16 protein-coding genes are annotated in these 13,713 nt (G+C 70.1%); 14 read left to right on the top strand and 2 right to left on the bottom strand.

Translation table 11 applies throughout. The features are described 5' to 3' along the window. The first annotated feature begins 248 nt into the window (after nucleotides 1-248). The 14 genes from BN4252_RS11395 (at nucleotide 249) to lysS (ending at nucleotide 11,679) form a co-directional block, all read left to right on the top strand. Nucleotides 249-617 carry an ATP-binding protein gene (locus tag BN4252_RS11395; protein ID WP_316244767.1) on the top strand — a complete coding sequence of 123 codons (369 nt, stop codon included), beginning with the start codon at nucleotides 249-251 and terminating at the stop codon, nucleotides 615-617. Between the two features lie 23 nt (nucleotides 618-640). Next, entirely contained in the window at nucleotides 641-769 is a 129-nt protein-coding gene (locus BN4252_RS11520; RefSeq protein ID WP_268258882.1) for a TilS substrate-binding domain-containing protein, read from the top strand. 59 nt (nucleotides 770-828) lie between these two features. Continuing rightward, nucleotides 829-1,737, top strand: a complete 909-nt coding sequence (locus BN4252_RS01185) for an endonuclease domain-containing protein (RefSeq protein WP_066524373.1) — start codon at nucleotides 829-831, stop codon at nucleotides 1,735-1,737. A gap of 235 nt (nucleotides 1,738-1,972) precedes the next feature. Next, nucleotides 1,973-2,572, top strand: a complete 600-nt coding sequence (gene hpt, locus BN4252_RS01180; RefSeq protein WP_066524370.1) for a hypoxanthine phosphoribosyltransferase — start codon at nucleotides 1,973-1,975, stop codon at nucleotides 2,570-2,572. 60 nt (nucleotides 2,573-2,632) lie between these two features. After that, a complete protein-coding gene (gene ftsH / locus BN4252_RS01175; protein WP_066524368.1) occupies nucleotides 2,633-4,921 on the top strand; it encodes an ATP-dependent zinc metalloprotease FtsH in 2,289 nt (762 codons plus the stop codon). After that, complete coding sequence (gene folE / locus BN4252_RS01170) at nucleotides 4,914-5,483, top strand: GTP cyclohydrolase I FolE (RefSeq protein ID WP_066524363.1); 570 nt, start codon at nucleotides 4,914-4,916, stop codon at nucleotides 5,481-5,483. Before ftsH ends, folE begins: the two co-directional genes overlap by 8 nt. Before the next feature lie 5 nt (nucleotides 5,484-5,488). Then, complete coding sequence (gene folP, locus BN4252_RS01165; RefSeq protein WP_066524360.1) at nucleotides 5,489-6,340, top strand: dihydropteroate synthase; 852 nt, start codon at nucleotides 5,489-5,491, stop codon at nucleotides 6,338-6,340. Beyond that, complete coding sequence (folB, locus tag BN4252_RS01160) at nucleotides 6,333-6,704, top strand: dihydroneopterin aldolase (RefSeq protein ID WP_066524359.1); 372 nt, start codon at nucleotides 6,333-6,335, stop codon at nucleotides 6,702-6,704. The genes folP and folB overlap by 8 nt, the downstream gene beginning before the upstream one ends. Further along, nucleotides 6,598-7,170, top strand: a complete 573-nt coding sequence (folK, locus tag BN4252_RS01155) for a 2-amino-4-hydroxy-6-hydroxymethyldihydropteridine diphosphokinase (RefSeq protein WP_078056698.1) — start codon at nucleotides 6,598-6,600, stop codon at nucleotides 7,168-7,170. The genes folB and folK overlap by 107 nt, the downstream gene beginning before the upstream one ends. Beyond that, a complete protein-coding gene (locus tag BN4252_RS01150; RefSeq protein WP_066524356.1) occupies nucleotides 7,167-7,631 on the top strand; it encodes a DUF3180 domain-containing protein in 465 nt (154 codons plus the stop codon). Before folK ends, BN4252_RS01150 begins: the two co-directional genes overlap by 4 nt. Nucleotides 7,632-7,671: 40 nt before the next feature. Next, complete coding sequence (locus tag BN4252_RS01145) at nucleotides 7,672-8,043, top strand: DUF6779 domain-containing protein (RefSeq protein ID WP_066524354.1); 372 nt, start codon at nucleotides 7,672-7,674, stop codon at nucleotides 8,041-8,043. Continuing rightward, on the top strand, nucleotides 8,044-8,856 hold the full coding sequence (locus BN4252_RS01140) for a pantoate--beta-alanine ligase (RefSeq protein WP_066524352.1): 813 nt from the start codon (nucleotides 8,044-8,046) through the stop codon (nucleotides 8,854-8,856). A 10-nt stretch (nucleotides 8,857-8,866) separates the two neighbouring features. After that, entirely contained in the window at nucleotides 8,867-10,135 is a 1,269-nt protein-coding gene (locus BN4252_RS01135) for a hypothetical protein (RefSeq protein ID WP_066524350.1), read from the top strand. Nucleotides 10,136-10,146: 11 nt separating this feature from the next. Further along, on the top strand, nucleotides 10,147-11,679 hold the full coding sequence (gene lysS / locus BN4252_RS01130) for a lysine--tRNA ligase (RefSeq protein ID WP_066524395.1): 1,533 nt from the start codon (nucleotides 10,147-10,149) through the stop codon (nucleotides 11,677-11,679). A 15-nt stretch (nucleotides 11,680-11,694) separates the two neighbouring features. Here the strand turns inward: lysS and BN4252_RS01125 are convergent, their stop codons facing one another. Together BN4252_RS01125 and BN4252_RS01120 are read right to left on the bottom strand one after the other, a co-directional pair. After that, nucleotides 11,695-12,408: a hypothetical protein gene (locus BN4252_RS01125; RefSeq protein WP_066524348.1), complete on the bottom strand. Its 714-nt coding sequence runs from the start codon at nucleotides 12,406-12,408 to the stop codon at nucleotides 11,695-11,697. 53 nt (nucleotides 12,409-12,461) lie between these two features. Then, the gene (locus tag BN4252_RS01120) at nucleotides 12,462-13,589 is read right to left on the bottom strand and encodes a hypothetical protein (protein WP_066524347.1); all 1,128 of its coding nucleotides are present in this window, start codon (nucleotides 13,587-13,589) and stop codon (nucleotides 12,462-12,464) included. Nucleotides 13,590-13,713: the final 124 nt, after the last annotated feature.

Raw genomic sequence — 13,713 nt, 5'->3', positions numbered from 1 at the left:
GCGCCCCCCGGGGGGGCGGGGCGCGGGGGCGGGGGGGGGGGCGCCCCCCCCGCGCCCCCCGCGGGGGGGGGGGGGGGGGGGGGGGGGGGGGGGGGGGGGGGGGGGGGGGGGGGGGGGGGGGGGGGGGGGGGGGGGGGGGGGGGGGCGGGGGGGGGGGGGGCCCCCCCCGCCGCGCCCGCTCCGCCGCGCTCTTCGCCCGGGGGCGGGCGGGGGGGGGGGCGCACCCCGCCGCCGCCCAAGCCGAATCCCTGCTGCTCGGCGCCCGGCGCGGCACCCCCGCCGGCATGGCGCCCGCGGAGAAGAGGGAAGAAGGCCGCCTGGTGCGCCCCTTCCTGAAGCTGCGCCGCGCCGACACCGTGGGCGCGTGCGCGGAGCTGGGCCTCGAGCCCTGGCACGACCCCATGAACGCCGACCCCGCTTTCCGACGCGTCGCCCTCCGCACCCGCATCATCCCCGCCCTTTCCGAGCTGCTGGGCGGCGACGCGGTCCCACCCCTCGCCGCCACCGCCGACCGGATCGCGCAGGCCCGGGCCGTGCTCGACGCCCCCCTCGGGCCCCCACCACCCGGTGCGACCAGTTGGCGGGGGAGGATGTGGTGGCAAGGAGGCGTCGATTAGCACAATGGCTCCTTTCGGAGGGCGTGCCGATCCAATCCGACCAGCTCGACGCGATCGACGCCCTGGTCACGCGGTGGCGCGGCCAGGGCCCGGTGCACGTGGCGGGCGGCGAGGTGGCGCGCGTGGACGGGCGGCTGGTGCTGCGGCGCTAGGGTCTGCTCACAGGCGATGGAACCGGGGCCGCCTCCCGCGCGTCTAAGTAGGTGTGGGGATGGTTTCGAACACGCGGCGCTACGACGAGATTGCCGCGGAGATTGTTGATCTGCGCACACTACCGCACAGCGAGGCGCAGAAGGTGAAGGGCGCGTGGGTGGAGCTCGACCCGGCCCTGTTGTACCCGAAGGAAGTGTGGATGGCGCTCAAGCTGCACGAAAAACGGTGGTTGATGTCGCTGGCGGCGGGGATGACCAGCCGCAACGCGGTGTTGTGCGGACGCTCCGCGGCGCGGCTGCACCACATGTGGGTGATCGGCCCCGAGGACGAACCGCTGGAGCTCGCGCTCCCTACCCGCGGCACATCCGCCGGCCGCGTGTCCCGCGGGTACGTCTACCGCCGCTCCGGCATGCGCCCGGACGAGATCACCGAAGCGAGCGGGTGCAAGGTGACAACCCCGTTCCGCACATTCGCCGACATCGCGCGCTACCACGGCTTCGTCGAGGGGCTGATCGCCGCCGACTACCTCATGCAAAGCGGGTACACCGAGAGCCAGATGAAAACGCAGCTCTTTGCGCTCGGCCGCGTCAAGGGTATCGCCACCGTCCGCCGCTGCGTCGAGCACGCGGTGAGCGATTCCCAGTCCGCGTACGAATCGCTCGCCAGAGCATTGCTTATCGACGCCGCCGTTGGCACCATCCAAACCCAAGCCCCCATCCGCGGCTACTTCGCCGACCTCCTCATCGACGGCTGGCTCGTCATCGAGATCGACGGGGCGGTGAAGTACGCAGGCCCTGACGCCGAGCGGGTGCGCCAGCGGGAGTTCGAACGGCAGAAGGCGATCGGCAACCTGGGCTACGTGTTCCTCCGCTTCACGCCGGACCAGATCCGCCGGGACCCCGAGGGCTTCGTCGCCGCGGTGCGGGAGGCGCTGGCTGCGCGCGGGCGCCGCGTGCCCACCGCGTAGCCCGTCCCGGCCGGGGGTAGCCAAATGCGTTCTGGCAGATGCGTTCTGGCAAATGGTCTCCAACCGAGTGAAAGGTGACGCGCCAACAAAATCCACTCCGTTGGAAACCATTTGCCAGAACGCATTTGCTGGACACCATGTAGCCCCGCCGCCATTCGGTTCTTGAAGCCCGCACGAATATGGTGGCAAGATGAGACGAGCTGCCTGCCAGAACCAGCGAGAGGGAAGGGCACCCATGACTGAGTTGCTTGATCAGAAGGACTTCAACGTCCCGGCGAACCGCTACGGCGACGACGTGGAGGCGGTGCTCATCCCCGAAGACCGGCTGCAGGCGCGCATCCAGGAGCTGGCGGACATGGTCAGCGAGAAGTACCGGGGCGCCGAGGACGACCTGATCCTGGTGTGCGTGCTCAAGGGGGCGGTGTTCTTCCTCACCGATTTCGCGCGCAGCCTGTCCATCCCGTGCGAGATGGAGTTCATGGCGGTGTCCTCCTACGGCAACTCCACCACCAGCTCTGGCGTGGTGCGCATTCTGAAGGACCTGGATAAGGAGATCGAGGGCCGCGACGTGCTGGTGGTGGAGGACATCATCGACTCGGGCCTGACCCTGTCTTGGCTGCTCAAGAACCTGAAGGGCCGCGGCCCGAAGAGCCTCGAGGTGGTGACGCTGCTGCGCAAGCCGGAGGTGCAGACGGCGAAGATCGATCTGCTGGACGTGGGCTTCGACATCCCCAACGAGTTCGTCATCGGCTACGGCCTGGATTACGCGGAACGCTACCGCGACCTGCCGTACGTGGGCACGCTGCACCCGCGCGTCTACTCCGACGAGGGCTAGCCAAACGGCAAGACACACCGCGAGCCAAACAGCTAGCCACACACCAAGACACGGAAATCTATGACCAAAAATAAAAACGTGATGCGGTGGGGCCTGATCGGCGCCACCGTGTTGATCGTCCTGTACCTGCTCACGCTCATCGGGGACGACACCCGCTCCTACCAGCGCGTGGACACCTCCGTAGCGCTGGAGCAGCTGCAGAGCGGCAACGCCGAGGAAGTGCAGATCGACGACCGCGAGCAACGCGTGCGCATCGACCTCCGCGAGCCGATCACCGTGGACGAGCGCGAGGGCGTGGAATCCGTTTCCGCGCAGTACCCGGCCCGCACGGCGCCGCAGATCTTCGAGGCCGTGCAGAACTCGGGCGCGGACAAGTACAAGACGAACGTGACGCAGGAATCGTTCCTGATGTCCATGCTCGGCTTCATGCTGCCGATGATCCTGATCTTCGGGCTGCTTACGTACTTCATGTACCGCATGCAGGCCGGCGGCGGCATGTTCGGCATCGGCGGTTCGCGCGCGAAGCAGCTAACCAAGGACAACCCCACCAACACGTTTGCGGACGTCGCCGGCGCCGATGAGGCGGTGGACGAGCTGCAGGAGGTCGTGGACTTCCTCACGGATCCGAGCGTGTACGAGAAGCTGGGCGCGAAGATCCCGCGCGGCGTGCTGTTGTACGGCCCTCCCGGCACGGGTAAGACGCTGCTGGCCCGCGCCGTGGCGGGCGAGGCGGGGGTGCCCTTCTACTCCATCTCGGGCTCGGACTTTGTGGAGATGTTTGTGGGCGTGGGCGCGTCGCGCGTGCGTGACCTGTTCAAGCAGGCGCGGGAGAACAGCCCGTGCATCATCTTCGTGGACGAGATCGACGCCGTGGGCCGCCAGCGCGGCTCCGGCATGGGCGGCGGCCACGACGAGCGCGAGCAGACCCTGAACCAGCTTCTGGTGGAGATGGACGGCTTCGACGGCCGCGAGGGCGTGATCCTGATCGCGGCCACCAACCGCCCGGACATCCTGGATCCGGCGCTGCTGCGCCCGGGCCGCTTCGACCGCCAGATCCCGGTGACCAACCCGGACCTGGCCGGCCGCGCGCAGATTCTCAAGGTGCACGCGAAGGACAAGCCGCTGTCGCAGGAGGTGGACCTGGACGCCCTGGCCAAGCGCACTGCGGGCATGAGCGGCGCGGACCTGGCCAACGTGCTGAACGAGGCGGCGCTGCTCACGGCCCGTATCGGCGGCAACGTGATCACCCCGGACGCGCTGGAGGAGGCCACCGACCGCGTTATCGGCGGGCCGCGCCGCAGCTCCAAGATCATCTCGGAGCACGAGAAGAAGGTCACGGCGTACCACGAGGGCGGCCACACGCTGGCAGCGTGGGCGCTCAAAGACATCGAGCGCGTGTACAAGGTGACCATCCTCGCGCGCGGCCGCACGGGCGGCTTCGCCATGACCGCGGACGAGGACGACAAGGGCATGTACAACCGCGACGAGCTGTTCGCGCGCATGGTGTTCGCCATGGGCGGGCGCAGCGCGGAGGAGCTGGTGTTCGGCGAGCCGACCACGGGCGCGTCGAACGACATCGAGCAGGCCACCAAGATCGCCCGCGCGATGGTCACGGAGTACGGCATGTCCGGCGCCCTCGGCGCGGTGAAGTACGGCGAGGAGCAGGGCGATCCCTTCTCGGGCCGCGGCGCGGGCGCGGGTCTGGAGTACTCGCCGGCGGTGGCGGAGACCATCGACAGCGAGGTGCATGCGCTTCTCGACGCCGCCCATGAGACCGCCTACGCCACCCTCGCCCGCTACCGCGACGAGCTGGACACCCTGGCCTCCAAGCTCCTGGAGAAGGAGACGCTGCGCCGCGGCGACCTCGAGGCCATCTTCGAGGGCATCGAGCCCGTGCGGCCGGAGCTTCCGCTTCACGACGCCCGCTTCACACGCCAACCCGGACGCGAGCCGGTGAAGACCCCGGTCGAGCTGGCCAAGGAGCGCGGCGAGGAGCCGCCGAAGCGCTTCTCCATCCTGGAGGCGTCGCGCGAGACCCGCGAGCGCCGCCGCAAGGAGCGCGAGGCCCAGGGCGGCCAGGCGCAGAAGGGCGGCTCGAGCCGCTGGCAGCCGAAGCGCGGCAAGCAGCCCACCTACGGCGGCACCACCCCGCCGCCGGACTGGACGTACCCCGGCCAGAAGCAGCAACCGGCCGACGAGAAGCAGCAGCCCCGCTGGCCCGACCAGAACCCCGGCCAGAACCCCGACCAGGACGACACCCAGGAAATCGGCTTCCGCCTGCCGGAGCATGAGCGCCCGGATCATGCGGAGGACGTCGCAAAGCATAGAAAGCCCGAAAGCAATGAGTAACTTTGACTTCGAACGCGCGGAGGCCGCCGTGCGCGAGCTGCTGCTCGCGGTGGGCGAGGATCCGGACCGCGAGGGCCTGCGCGAGACGCCGGCGCGGGTGGCGCGCGCCTACGAGGAGACCTTCGCGGGCCTGCGCGAGGACCCCACCGAGCAGCTGGAGAAGACGTTCGCCGAGAACCACCGCGAGCTGGTCTTGGTGCGGGACATTCCGATCTACTCCACGTGCGAGCACCACCTGGTGCCGTTCTACGGCAAGGCGCACATCGGCTACATCCCGGGCACCGAGGGCAAGGTGACGGGCCTGTCCAAGCTGGCGCGGCTGGCGGATCTGTACGCCAAGCGCCCGCAGGTGCAGGAGCGGCTGACCGCGCAGATCGCGGACGCGCTGGTGGACAAGCTGGGCGCCTCGGCCGTGATCGTGGTGCTGGAGTGCGAGCACCTGTGCATGGCTATGCGCGGCATACGCAAGCCGGGCGCGATCACCACCACCTCGGCGGTGCGCGGCGGCTTCCAAACCAACGCCGCCTCCCGCGCGGAGGTCCTGAGCCTGATCCGGAGCTAAAACCCATGCCCACCCAACTCGCGGAGCTGACGGCGCCCGGCCGCACCACGGTCATGGGCATTCTCAACGTCACGGCGGACTCGTTCTCGGACGGCGGGCGCTACCTCGACCCAGAGGCCGCCCTCAACCACGCCCGCGAGCTGGTCGCCGCCGGCGCGGACATCATCGACGTGGGCGCGGAATCCACCCGCCCCGGCGCCACGCGGGTGCCGGCGGACGTGGAGGCGAAGCGCGTGGCCGAGGTGGTGGGCTTGCTGCGCGCCGAGTCGATCCGCACCTCCGTGGACACCATGCGCGCCGCCACCGCCCTGGCCGCCGCGGAGGCGGGCGTGGACATGATCAATGACGTCTCGGGGGGACTCGCGGACCCGGACATGTACCGCGTGATGGCCCAGACGGGCCTGCCGGTGTGCCTGATGCACTGGCGGGCGGACGCGTTCGGCGACGCCTCGGGTACGGCGGACCACGGCGGGGACGTGGTGCGCGACGTGCGCGAGGAGCTCGCCCGCCTGGTCGAAAGCGCAGCCGACGCGGGGGTTGCGCCGTCGCAGATAACCGTGGACCCGGGCCTGGGCTTTGCTAAGACGCCCGAGGAGAACTGGGCCCTGCTGCACGCCCTGCCGGAGCTGGTGGCGGGCGAGTACCCCGTGCTGGTGGGGGCGAGCCGCAAGCGCTTCCTCACCGCCATCCGCGCGGAGCGGGGCCTGGACCACACGCCGATCGACGCGGACCCGGCCACCGCCGCCGTGACCGCGCTCGCCGCGCAGGCCGGGGCGTGGTGCGTGCGGGTGCACGAGGTGGCGGTGTCCCGCGACGCCGTGGACGTGGCCGCCGCGTGGGGGAGGGGCCGTGGCTGACCGCATCGAGCTCAAGGGCCTGCGCGTGCACGCCAACCACGGCGTGCTGCCGCACGAGACGGAGCACGGCCAGGCCTTCACCATCGACATCGTGTGCTGGCTGGACTTCTCCGGCGCGGCGCTTTCGGATGACCTGACGCAGACCGTCAACTACGCCGAGCTTGCCCAGCTCGCCCACGACATCGCCGCCAGCACCCCGCGCCAGCTGGTGGAGACGGTGGCCACGGAGATCGCCGAGGCAGCCATGGCCCGCTTCGATGCGCTCTCCGCGGTGGAGGTCCCCCTGCACAAGCCCCCCGCGCCGATCCCGCTCATCTTCGACGACGTCGCCGTCATCGCCCGCCGCTCCCGGAAGCGGGTGTAGCGTGCGCGCGGTGCTGTCCACGGGGTCGAATATGGGGGATGCGCGCGGGTTCTTGGGTGGCGTCGTCAAGCGAATGCTCCCTGTGCGCGCGAGCTCGCTCTACATCAGCGAACCCTGGGGCGGGGTGGAGCAGCCACCCTTTCTCAATCAAGCATTGCTTATCGACGCCCCCCTGCTCACGCCCCACTCCCTCCTCGCCGCCTGCCAGGAGCTGGAGCGCGAGGCGAACCGCGTGCGCGACGTGCGGTGGGGCCCGCGGACCCTGGACGTGGACATCGTGGACATCGAGGGCTACACCTCCAACGACCCGGTGCTGACCGTGCCCCACCCGCGCGCCCACCTGCGCGAGTTCGTGCTGCGGCCCTGGCTGGAGATCGACCCGGACGCGGTGCTCGATGGCGTGCCCGTGCGCACGTGGCTTGAGCGCCTCGAGCCCCAGGGCGTGCGGCGGCTGGAGGAGCGATGACGCGCACCCCGCTCGCCGGGCTTCTCGGCGCCGCCCTGTTCACGGCCGCGGCGGCGCTCATCTTGGCGCGCCGCTTCTTCGGCGCCTTCGGATCGCTGACCCTGGTGGTGCCCATGAGCCTGTGGGTGGTGGCTCTGGTGTGCGCGTTCCTGGCGCGGGTGGTGCGCAAGCGCCGCGAGGAGGGCAGCGTGGGGCTGGATCGCTCGCAGCTCAACCCCATGATGGCGGCCAACCTGATGGTGCTGGGCAAGTCCTGCGCCTGGGCGGGCGCGGTGTGCGGCGGCGCGTACGCCGGGGCGCTCGCCTACGTGCTGCCGCGGCTGCACACACTGGTGGCGGCGTCGGAGGATTTCCCGGCGCTGTGCTCCGGGGTGCTGGGCGGGTTGGCGCTCGCGGCGGCCGGGGTGGCGCTGGAGCGGGCCTGCGAGGTTTCCCCGCCCACGGAGGGCGAAGCGGCGTAGGTGCGCCATATTGTCGGGCCCATCGCTTACGATGTGTGCCATGACTGACCAGACGCCGGCCCCGCGTAGCAGCAACGGAAACCTCTGGGTGATCGTCCCGTTCGTGCTCGCGGTGATCGGCACCGTGGTCATGCTCTTTACCAACTCCGCCAACGCGCTGAAGGTCGCGCTCATCTTCGCGCTGTGGGCGGGCGCCGCCGGCATCATGGTCGCCGACCGCACCCGCCGGGACCGGGACCGCGCCGCGGCCGAGTTGGCCGAAGCACGCCGGCAGCTGGAGTCGCAGCCCGCCCCCGCCCCCGCGCAGCCCGCCCCGCTTTCCGACGCAGACATGGCCGTCATCCGCGAACTCCAGGAGGAGCTCACCGCGGGCGAGCTGTGGGCGTATTCGAAGTACGAAGGGACGATCTAGATGGCATTTGAACCGGGCAAAGCCGTGGTGGTGACGGACGCGGCGCACCTGGCGCAGTACGGTCGCGCGCTGCGGAAGGTGGGCAAGAAGATTGTGGTGGTGCCGCTTTCTACCGGCCTGCACGCGGGCCACATCGCGCTGATCCGCGCCGCGAAGTCCATGCTGGGCGCCACCGTGTTTGTCACCTACGCGGGCGAGGAGGTGCCCGAGGAGTTCGCGCGCGAGGGCGTGGACGTGGTCTACCACGGCGCGCTGGACACGGCTGGGGTGCAGGTGCGCACCGGCATGGACCACCTCGAGGACGCGGGCGAGGTGGCGGCGCAGGTGGCGGGGGTGATCGCCGCGGCGAACGCCACGCACGCCACCGACGTGGTGCTGGGGGAGAAGGACTTCGAGTTGCTGGTGGCGGTGCAGCTGGCGGTCACGGCGCTGCGCATGGAGGTCAAGCTGCACTCGGTGCCCACGGTGCGCACCCCTGACGGGCTGGCCATTTCCCTGCGCAACGCGCGGGTGCCCGAGGAGCAGCGCGAGGCCGCGCTCGCACTGTCCGCCGCGCTCACGGCGGGCGCCCACGCGGCGGAGCACGGCGAGGCGGCGGTGCTGGACACCGCCCGCGGCGTGCTCGAGGCCGCGGGCGTGGAGCCGGCCTACCTGGCGGTGCGGGACCTCGCGTTGCGCGCCGCGCCCGAAACCGGCGACGCCCGCCTGATGGGTGCGGTGGACCTGGCGGGCGTGCGCCTGGCGGATAACGTGGGCCTCCCGCTGGGCGTGGGCTTCAAGCACATCGGGGACGGCGAGGGGCCGCTGCGGTAGAATCGCGGGCATGTCTGCGCCCCAAATCGCCGAAATCCTGCGTGATCGCTACGGCTTCGACTTCCCGGCCGACCGCGTTAAGGAGATCGCCCGCACCGCCACGTCCACCGTGTACGAGGCGAACAACGATGACGGGGCGGCGGTGCAGATCGAGGTGCTTGACCCGCCCGCCGCGGGCGACGTGGACGCGCTGGACGCGGCGTTCGCTTCCGTCACCGCGCCGGGTGCCTTCCGGCCGCGGCACGCGGGGCTGCTCGCTGGCGGCTCGATGTACGTCCTCTCCGAAGCCACCGTGGGCACCCCGCTGGCCGAGCTGATCGAGCGCAAGCGCGCCGCCGGCGAGGCGTTCACCCCGGTGGAGACGCGCGACCTGCTGCGCCCCGCCGCCGAGGCGGTGGACGCGTACAACGCCGCCGGCCACCCCGAGTTCCTCACCCGCTCCATCAACCCGGGCGCGATGCTGGTGCAACCGTCCTGGTCCCAGGTGCCGGTGAAGCTATCCATGGTGGGCCCCAGCGCCCCCGCCTCGGCCGCGCAGCACGCCAGCGCCACCACGGCGGAGGACAACCTGCACGATTTCTGGAACGTGGTGGCGGAGGTCACGGGCCAACCCGTGGACGAGGAGGCGGCCACCAAGCACGCCACCGCCGCCGGCTACCTGGACGAGGTCACGGGTAGTGACCCGGCGGCGGGGGACGTCGCGCCGGGCGCCCAGGACGGCTACCGCCGCCCGCCCGAGCCGTACCCCGCGGGAACCTTCGCCCCCGAGCAGCCCGAGAAGGCGCGCCGGAACCCGTGGCCGTGGATCATCGCCGCCCTGGCGGTGGCGCTTGTGGCCATGGCCGGGGCGTGGTGGTGGACCACGCAGCGCGGCGAGGAGTGGACGGGCGCCAACGCGGAGATCGCCGAGGCGTACCCCAACATCATCTCCGGCAAGTCCGGGCAGAAGGGCTGGGAGGACCTGGTTTGCGAGCCCGCCGCCACGGACGCCGGCCAGGAGGGCAAGATCCGGTGCGCGGGCGCGGACCTCGGCGTGTCCGTGGCCAAGTACGCCACGGAGTCCGAGCGCGACGACGCGGTGCCCGGCCAGCAGTACGCCACCGTGCTGGGCAGCGGCGCGTGCATGATTGAGGATTACGAGATCCCGGCGGCCAGCCCCTCCGCGTTCGCGATGGCGCCGCGGGACAAGGGCGAGTACCTCATTGTGGTCAACGGGGCCGAGGCGGAGCAGAAGCGGCTCGATCTGCCTGTCTGTGAGGAGACCACCTCAACCGACTAGCATTGTCGGGCGTGACTACCGAGACGCCGCAGCAAAGCACCCAGGACCTTTCCGAGCAGCAGCAGATCCGTCGCGCCAAGCGCCAGAAGCTGCTTAGCGCAGGCCGGGAGGCCTACCCCGCCGAGGTTCAGCGCACCACCTCGCTGAAGGACCTGCGGGCGAAGTACCCGGATCTTGAGCCGGGCCAGGAGACCCAGGATGTGGTGTCCGTGGCCGGGCGCATCATGTTCCAGCGCAACACCGGCAAGCTCTGCTTCGCCACGCTGCAGGAGGGCGACGGTACGCAGTTGCAGGTCATGCTCTCCCTCGCCGAGGTGGGCGAGGAGGCGCTGGCGGACTGGAAGGCTGACACGGACTTGGGCGACATCGTCTCGGTGACCGGCCGGGTGATCGCCTCGCGCCGCGGCGAGCTCTCCGTGCAGGCGCAGTCCTGGCAGATGGCGTCGAAGGCGCTGCGCCCCCTGCCGGTGGCGTTCGCGGACATGAACGAGGAGCAGCGGGTGCGCCACCGCTACACCGACCTGATCATGCGCGAGGAGGCCCGCACCAACGCGATGACCCGCGTGCGCGTCATCGCCGCCATGCGCAAGTACCTCACCGGCCTGGACTTCGTCGAGGTGGAAACCCCGATGCTGCAGACCCTGCACGGCGGCGCGGCGGCACGCCCCTTTGTCACCCGCTCCAACGCGCTGGACATCGACCTCTACCTGCGCATCGCGCCGGAGCTCTTCCTCAAGCGCGCCGTGGTGGGCGGCATTGACCGCGTCTTCGAGATCAACCGCAACTTCCGTAACGAGGGTGTGGATTCCTCCCACTCGCCCGAGTTCACCATGCTGGAGACCTACCAGGCGTGGGGCACGTACCGCGACGGCGCCGAGATGATCAAGGGCCTGGTGCAGTTCTGCGCCCGCGAGGTGTTCGGCTCGGAGAAGGTGCAGCTTGCCGACGGTACCGAGTACGACTTCTCCGGAGAGTGGAAGGTGCTGGACATGTACCCCTCTCTCAACGAGGCGCTGGCGCGCAAGTTCCCGGGCCAGCCGGAGGTGACTATCCACTCCACGGTGGAGGAGCTCACCGCCATCGCCGGGGCCATCGGCCTGAAGGTGCCGGAGAACGCCGGCTGGCTGCACGGCAAGCTGGTGGAGGAGATCTGGGAGGAGTTGTGCTCGGACCAGCTCTACGAGCCCACCTTCGTGGTGAACTTCCCGGTGGAGACGTCCCCGCTGACCCGCGATCACCGCGAGCGCGAGGGCGTGACCGAGAAGTGGGACCTCTACGTGCGCGGCTTCGAGCTGGCCACGGGCTACTCCGAGCTCATTGACCCGGTGATTCAGCGCGAGCGCTTCGAGGACCAGGCCCGCCTGGCCGCCCACGGCGACGACGAGGCCATGGTCTTAGACGAGAACTTCCTCGCCGCCATGGAGCAGGGAATGCCGCCGACCGCCGGCTGCGGCATGGGCGTGGACCGCCTGCTGATGGCCCTGACCGGCCTGGGCATCCGCGAGACCGTGCTGTTCCCGCTGGTCAAGCCCGAGGCCAACTAGGGCCAGCCAAGAACCTTACTCAAACACCAGGATCGGCTGCTTGATCACCAGCGGCTCGTAGCCGGGCTGGTAGATCTTGGCGATCATGGTGAACTCGCCCGGCGTGTCTAGGTTGACGCGGAACACGTTGTCGTTCAGGTCGCAGGTGCCCTTCACGTTGCCGTCCGGCAGCGAGATCGGGTTGCCGTTCACGTCCAGCAGCTCGTAGTCGATGCGGCAGGCGGAGTAGATCTTCTCGCCCGCGAGGTCCTCCGCGTTGAGCTGCAGCTGTAGCTCGTAGCGGGTGCGGGAATCCTGCAGCAGGTACTGCATGTTGCCGTTCATGTACTGCGCCAGCACCGTCACCTCGAGGCGCGAGAAGCCCTGCGGCTGCAGGTCGCGGAAGGTCGCGGTCTCGTCCTTGGTCACGCCCGGCCCCGGCGGGTAGGGGCTGAGGCGGTACGTGCCGTCGCCGTTGTCCAGCGCCTGGTTGTAGCTTTCGCTTGTCGACGTCTCCGTAGCCGTAGCCGTGCTGCTAGTGCCCGTGCTGCTGGTAGGCGAAGCGCTGCTCGAGCTGCTGCTCGTGGCGGTGGTGGCACTGCTGCTGCTGGAGGACGTCGTGGTCTCCACCGCGGAGAAGGACGGCTCGTCGATCGCCGGCGTGTCCTCCCCGCTGGAGCAGGCCGCGGTGGCCAGGGTGGCGGCGGCCGCGAGACCCGCCATGATGGCGCGGGTGGGGCGTCGTGACATGGGAAAACCTTTCGTCGAGTACTGCTCTACGGTTGCTCTACGGTGCGTATATGTTACGCGCCCTCGGTGCCGCCGGCGTTGGTCTGCACCAGCCAGGTTGCGTAGTCGCCGTTCTTGTCATCCGCGAAGGCGACAAACTCGTCGCTCTTCAGCTCGGCCACGAAGTCGCCGCAGTAGCGCAGGTCGTCGGCCGTCTCGCCCTGCTTCAGGCGCACGCGGGACTGCTCGCGGTCCAGGTCCACGCGCTGGCCGCCCGGGAAGACGGCCACGTAGGTGCTGGGCATTCGGAAGCGGGAGGAGTCGCTGATTTCGCGGCCGGGGGTGAGGGTGGCGTCGATGCAGCCCTTGGCGCCGTCCGGGGGGGGGTCGCCGTAGAAGCCCTCACCGCCGGTGACGGCGAAGACGGAGCCTTCGTTGTTGGGGTCCACCACGGCCAGCGGCTCGCCGAGCGGCTTGGCCTCGTCCTTGCCCTGCTTGTACACGGCCGCCTCGATGCTCGGCGTGGCCGGGCTCACCTCGAGGTAGTCCGGGCGGGAGAAGTCGAACATGCCGTGGTCGGTGCGCTGCCAGTCGTACTGCGTCTGCAGGTTGCTCAGCTGGCGCGCGGCCGGGTAGAGGGCCTCGCACGGGCCATCGACCATCATCCACACCTTCTCAAGCATCGGCTTGGAGCTTGCCATCTGGCAGCGGGTGCCGCTGCCGGAGGCCTTGTCCACCAGCGCGTCCAGGGTCTCCGGGACGTACGCGCCGGCGTCGGCGGACTGCTTCCAGCCGATCAGCTCCGGGTCGGACGGGGAAGTGGTCTCGCCGTTCGGGCCCTGCTCGGTGTAGAGGGAGGCCCTGATCTCGTAGCCCTCGGCGGTGGTGATGGTGCCGGAGCAGTTCTCCACGTTGCGGATGCCCACCGAGTCATAGAAGTCCGCGCCCAGGTTGCAGTCGCGGATCTGGCCGGCGTCCAGCTTCGACTCTAGGGTGGCCTCGTCCCAGCCCAGCGGGCCCACCGGCGCCGGGCGCACCTTCTGGAAGACCCACAGGCCCGCCAGTAGGAGCAGGACGATGCCGAGGACTGCCAGGATGGGCTTCAGCGCGCCGCTGCGCTCGGGTTTGGCGGCGGGCTGGGCGGGCGCCGGAGTCTGGGCCGGCGCGCCCCAGTCGTACTGGCCAGATTGCGGGTTGGTCATTGCGTGCTCCTTCGAAGCGTTGGTGTACTCGTAGGCAACGCCGCCCGCTGCGGTGCGGGCACTGCTTTTGCCATGATAACAATAAAGAAGAGCCAGCTTGCCCACAGGTTCCTCGGGGAGTGCT

Source organism: Corynebacterium bouchesdurhonense, from assembly GCF_900078305.2.
Taxonomy (GTDB): domain Bacteria; phylum Actinomycetota; class Actinomycetes; order Mycobacteriales; family Mycobacteriaceae; genus Corynebacterium; species Corynebacterium bouchesdurhonense.
This window is presented reverse-complemented; position numbering and strand designations above follow the sequence as displayed.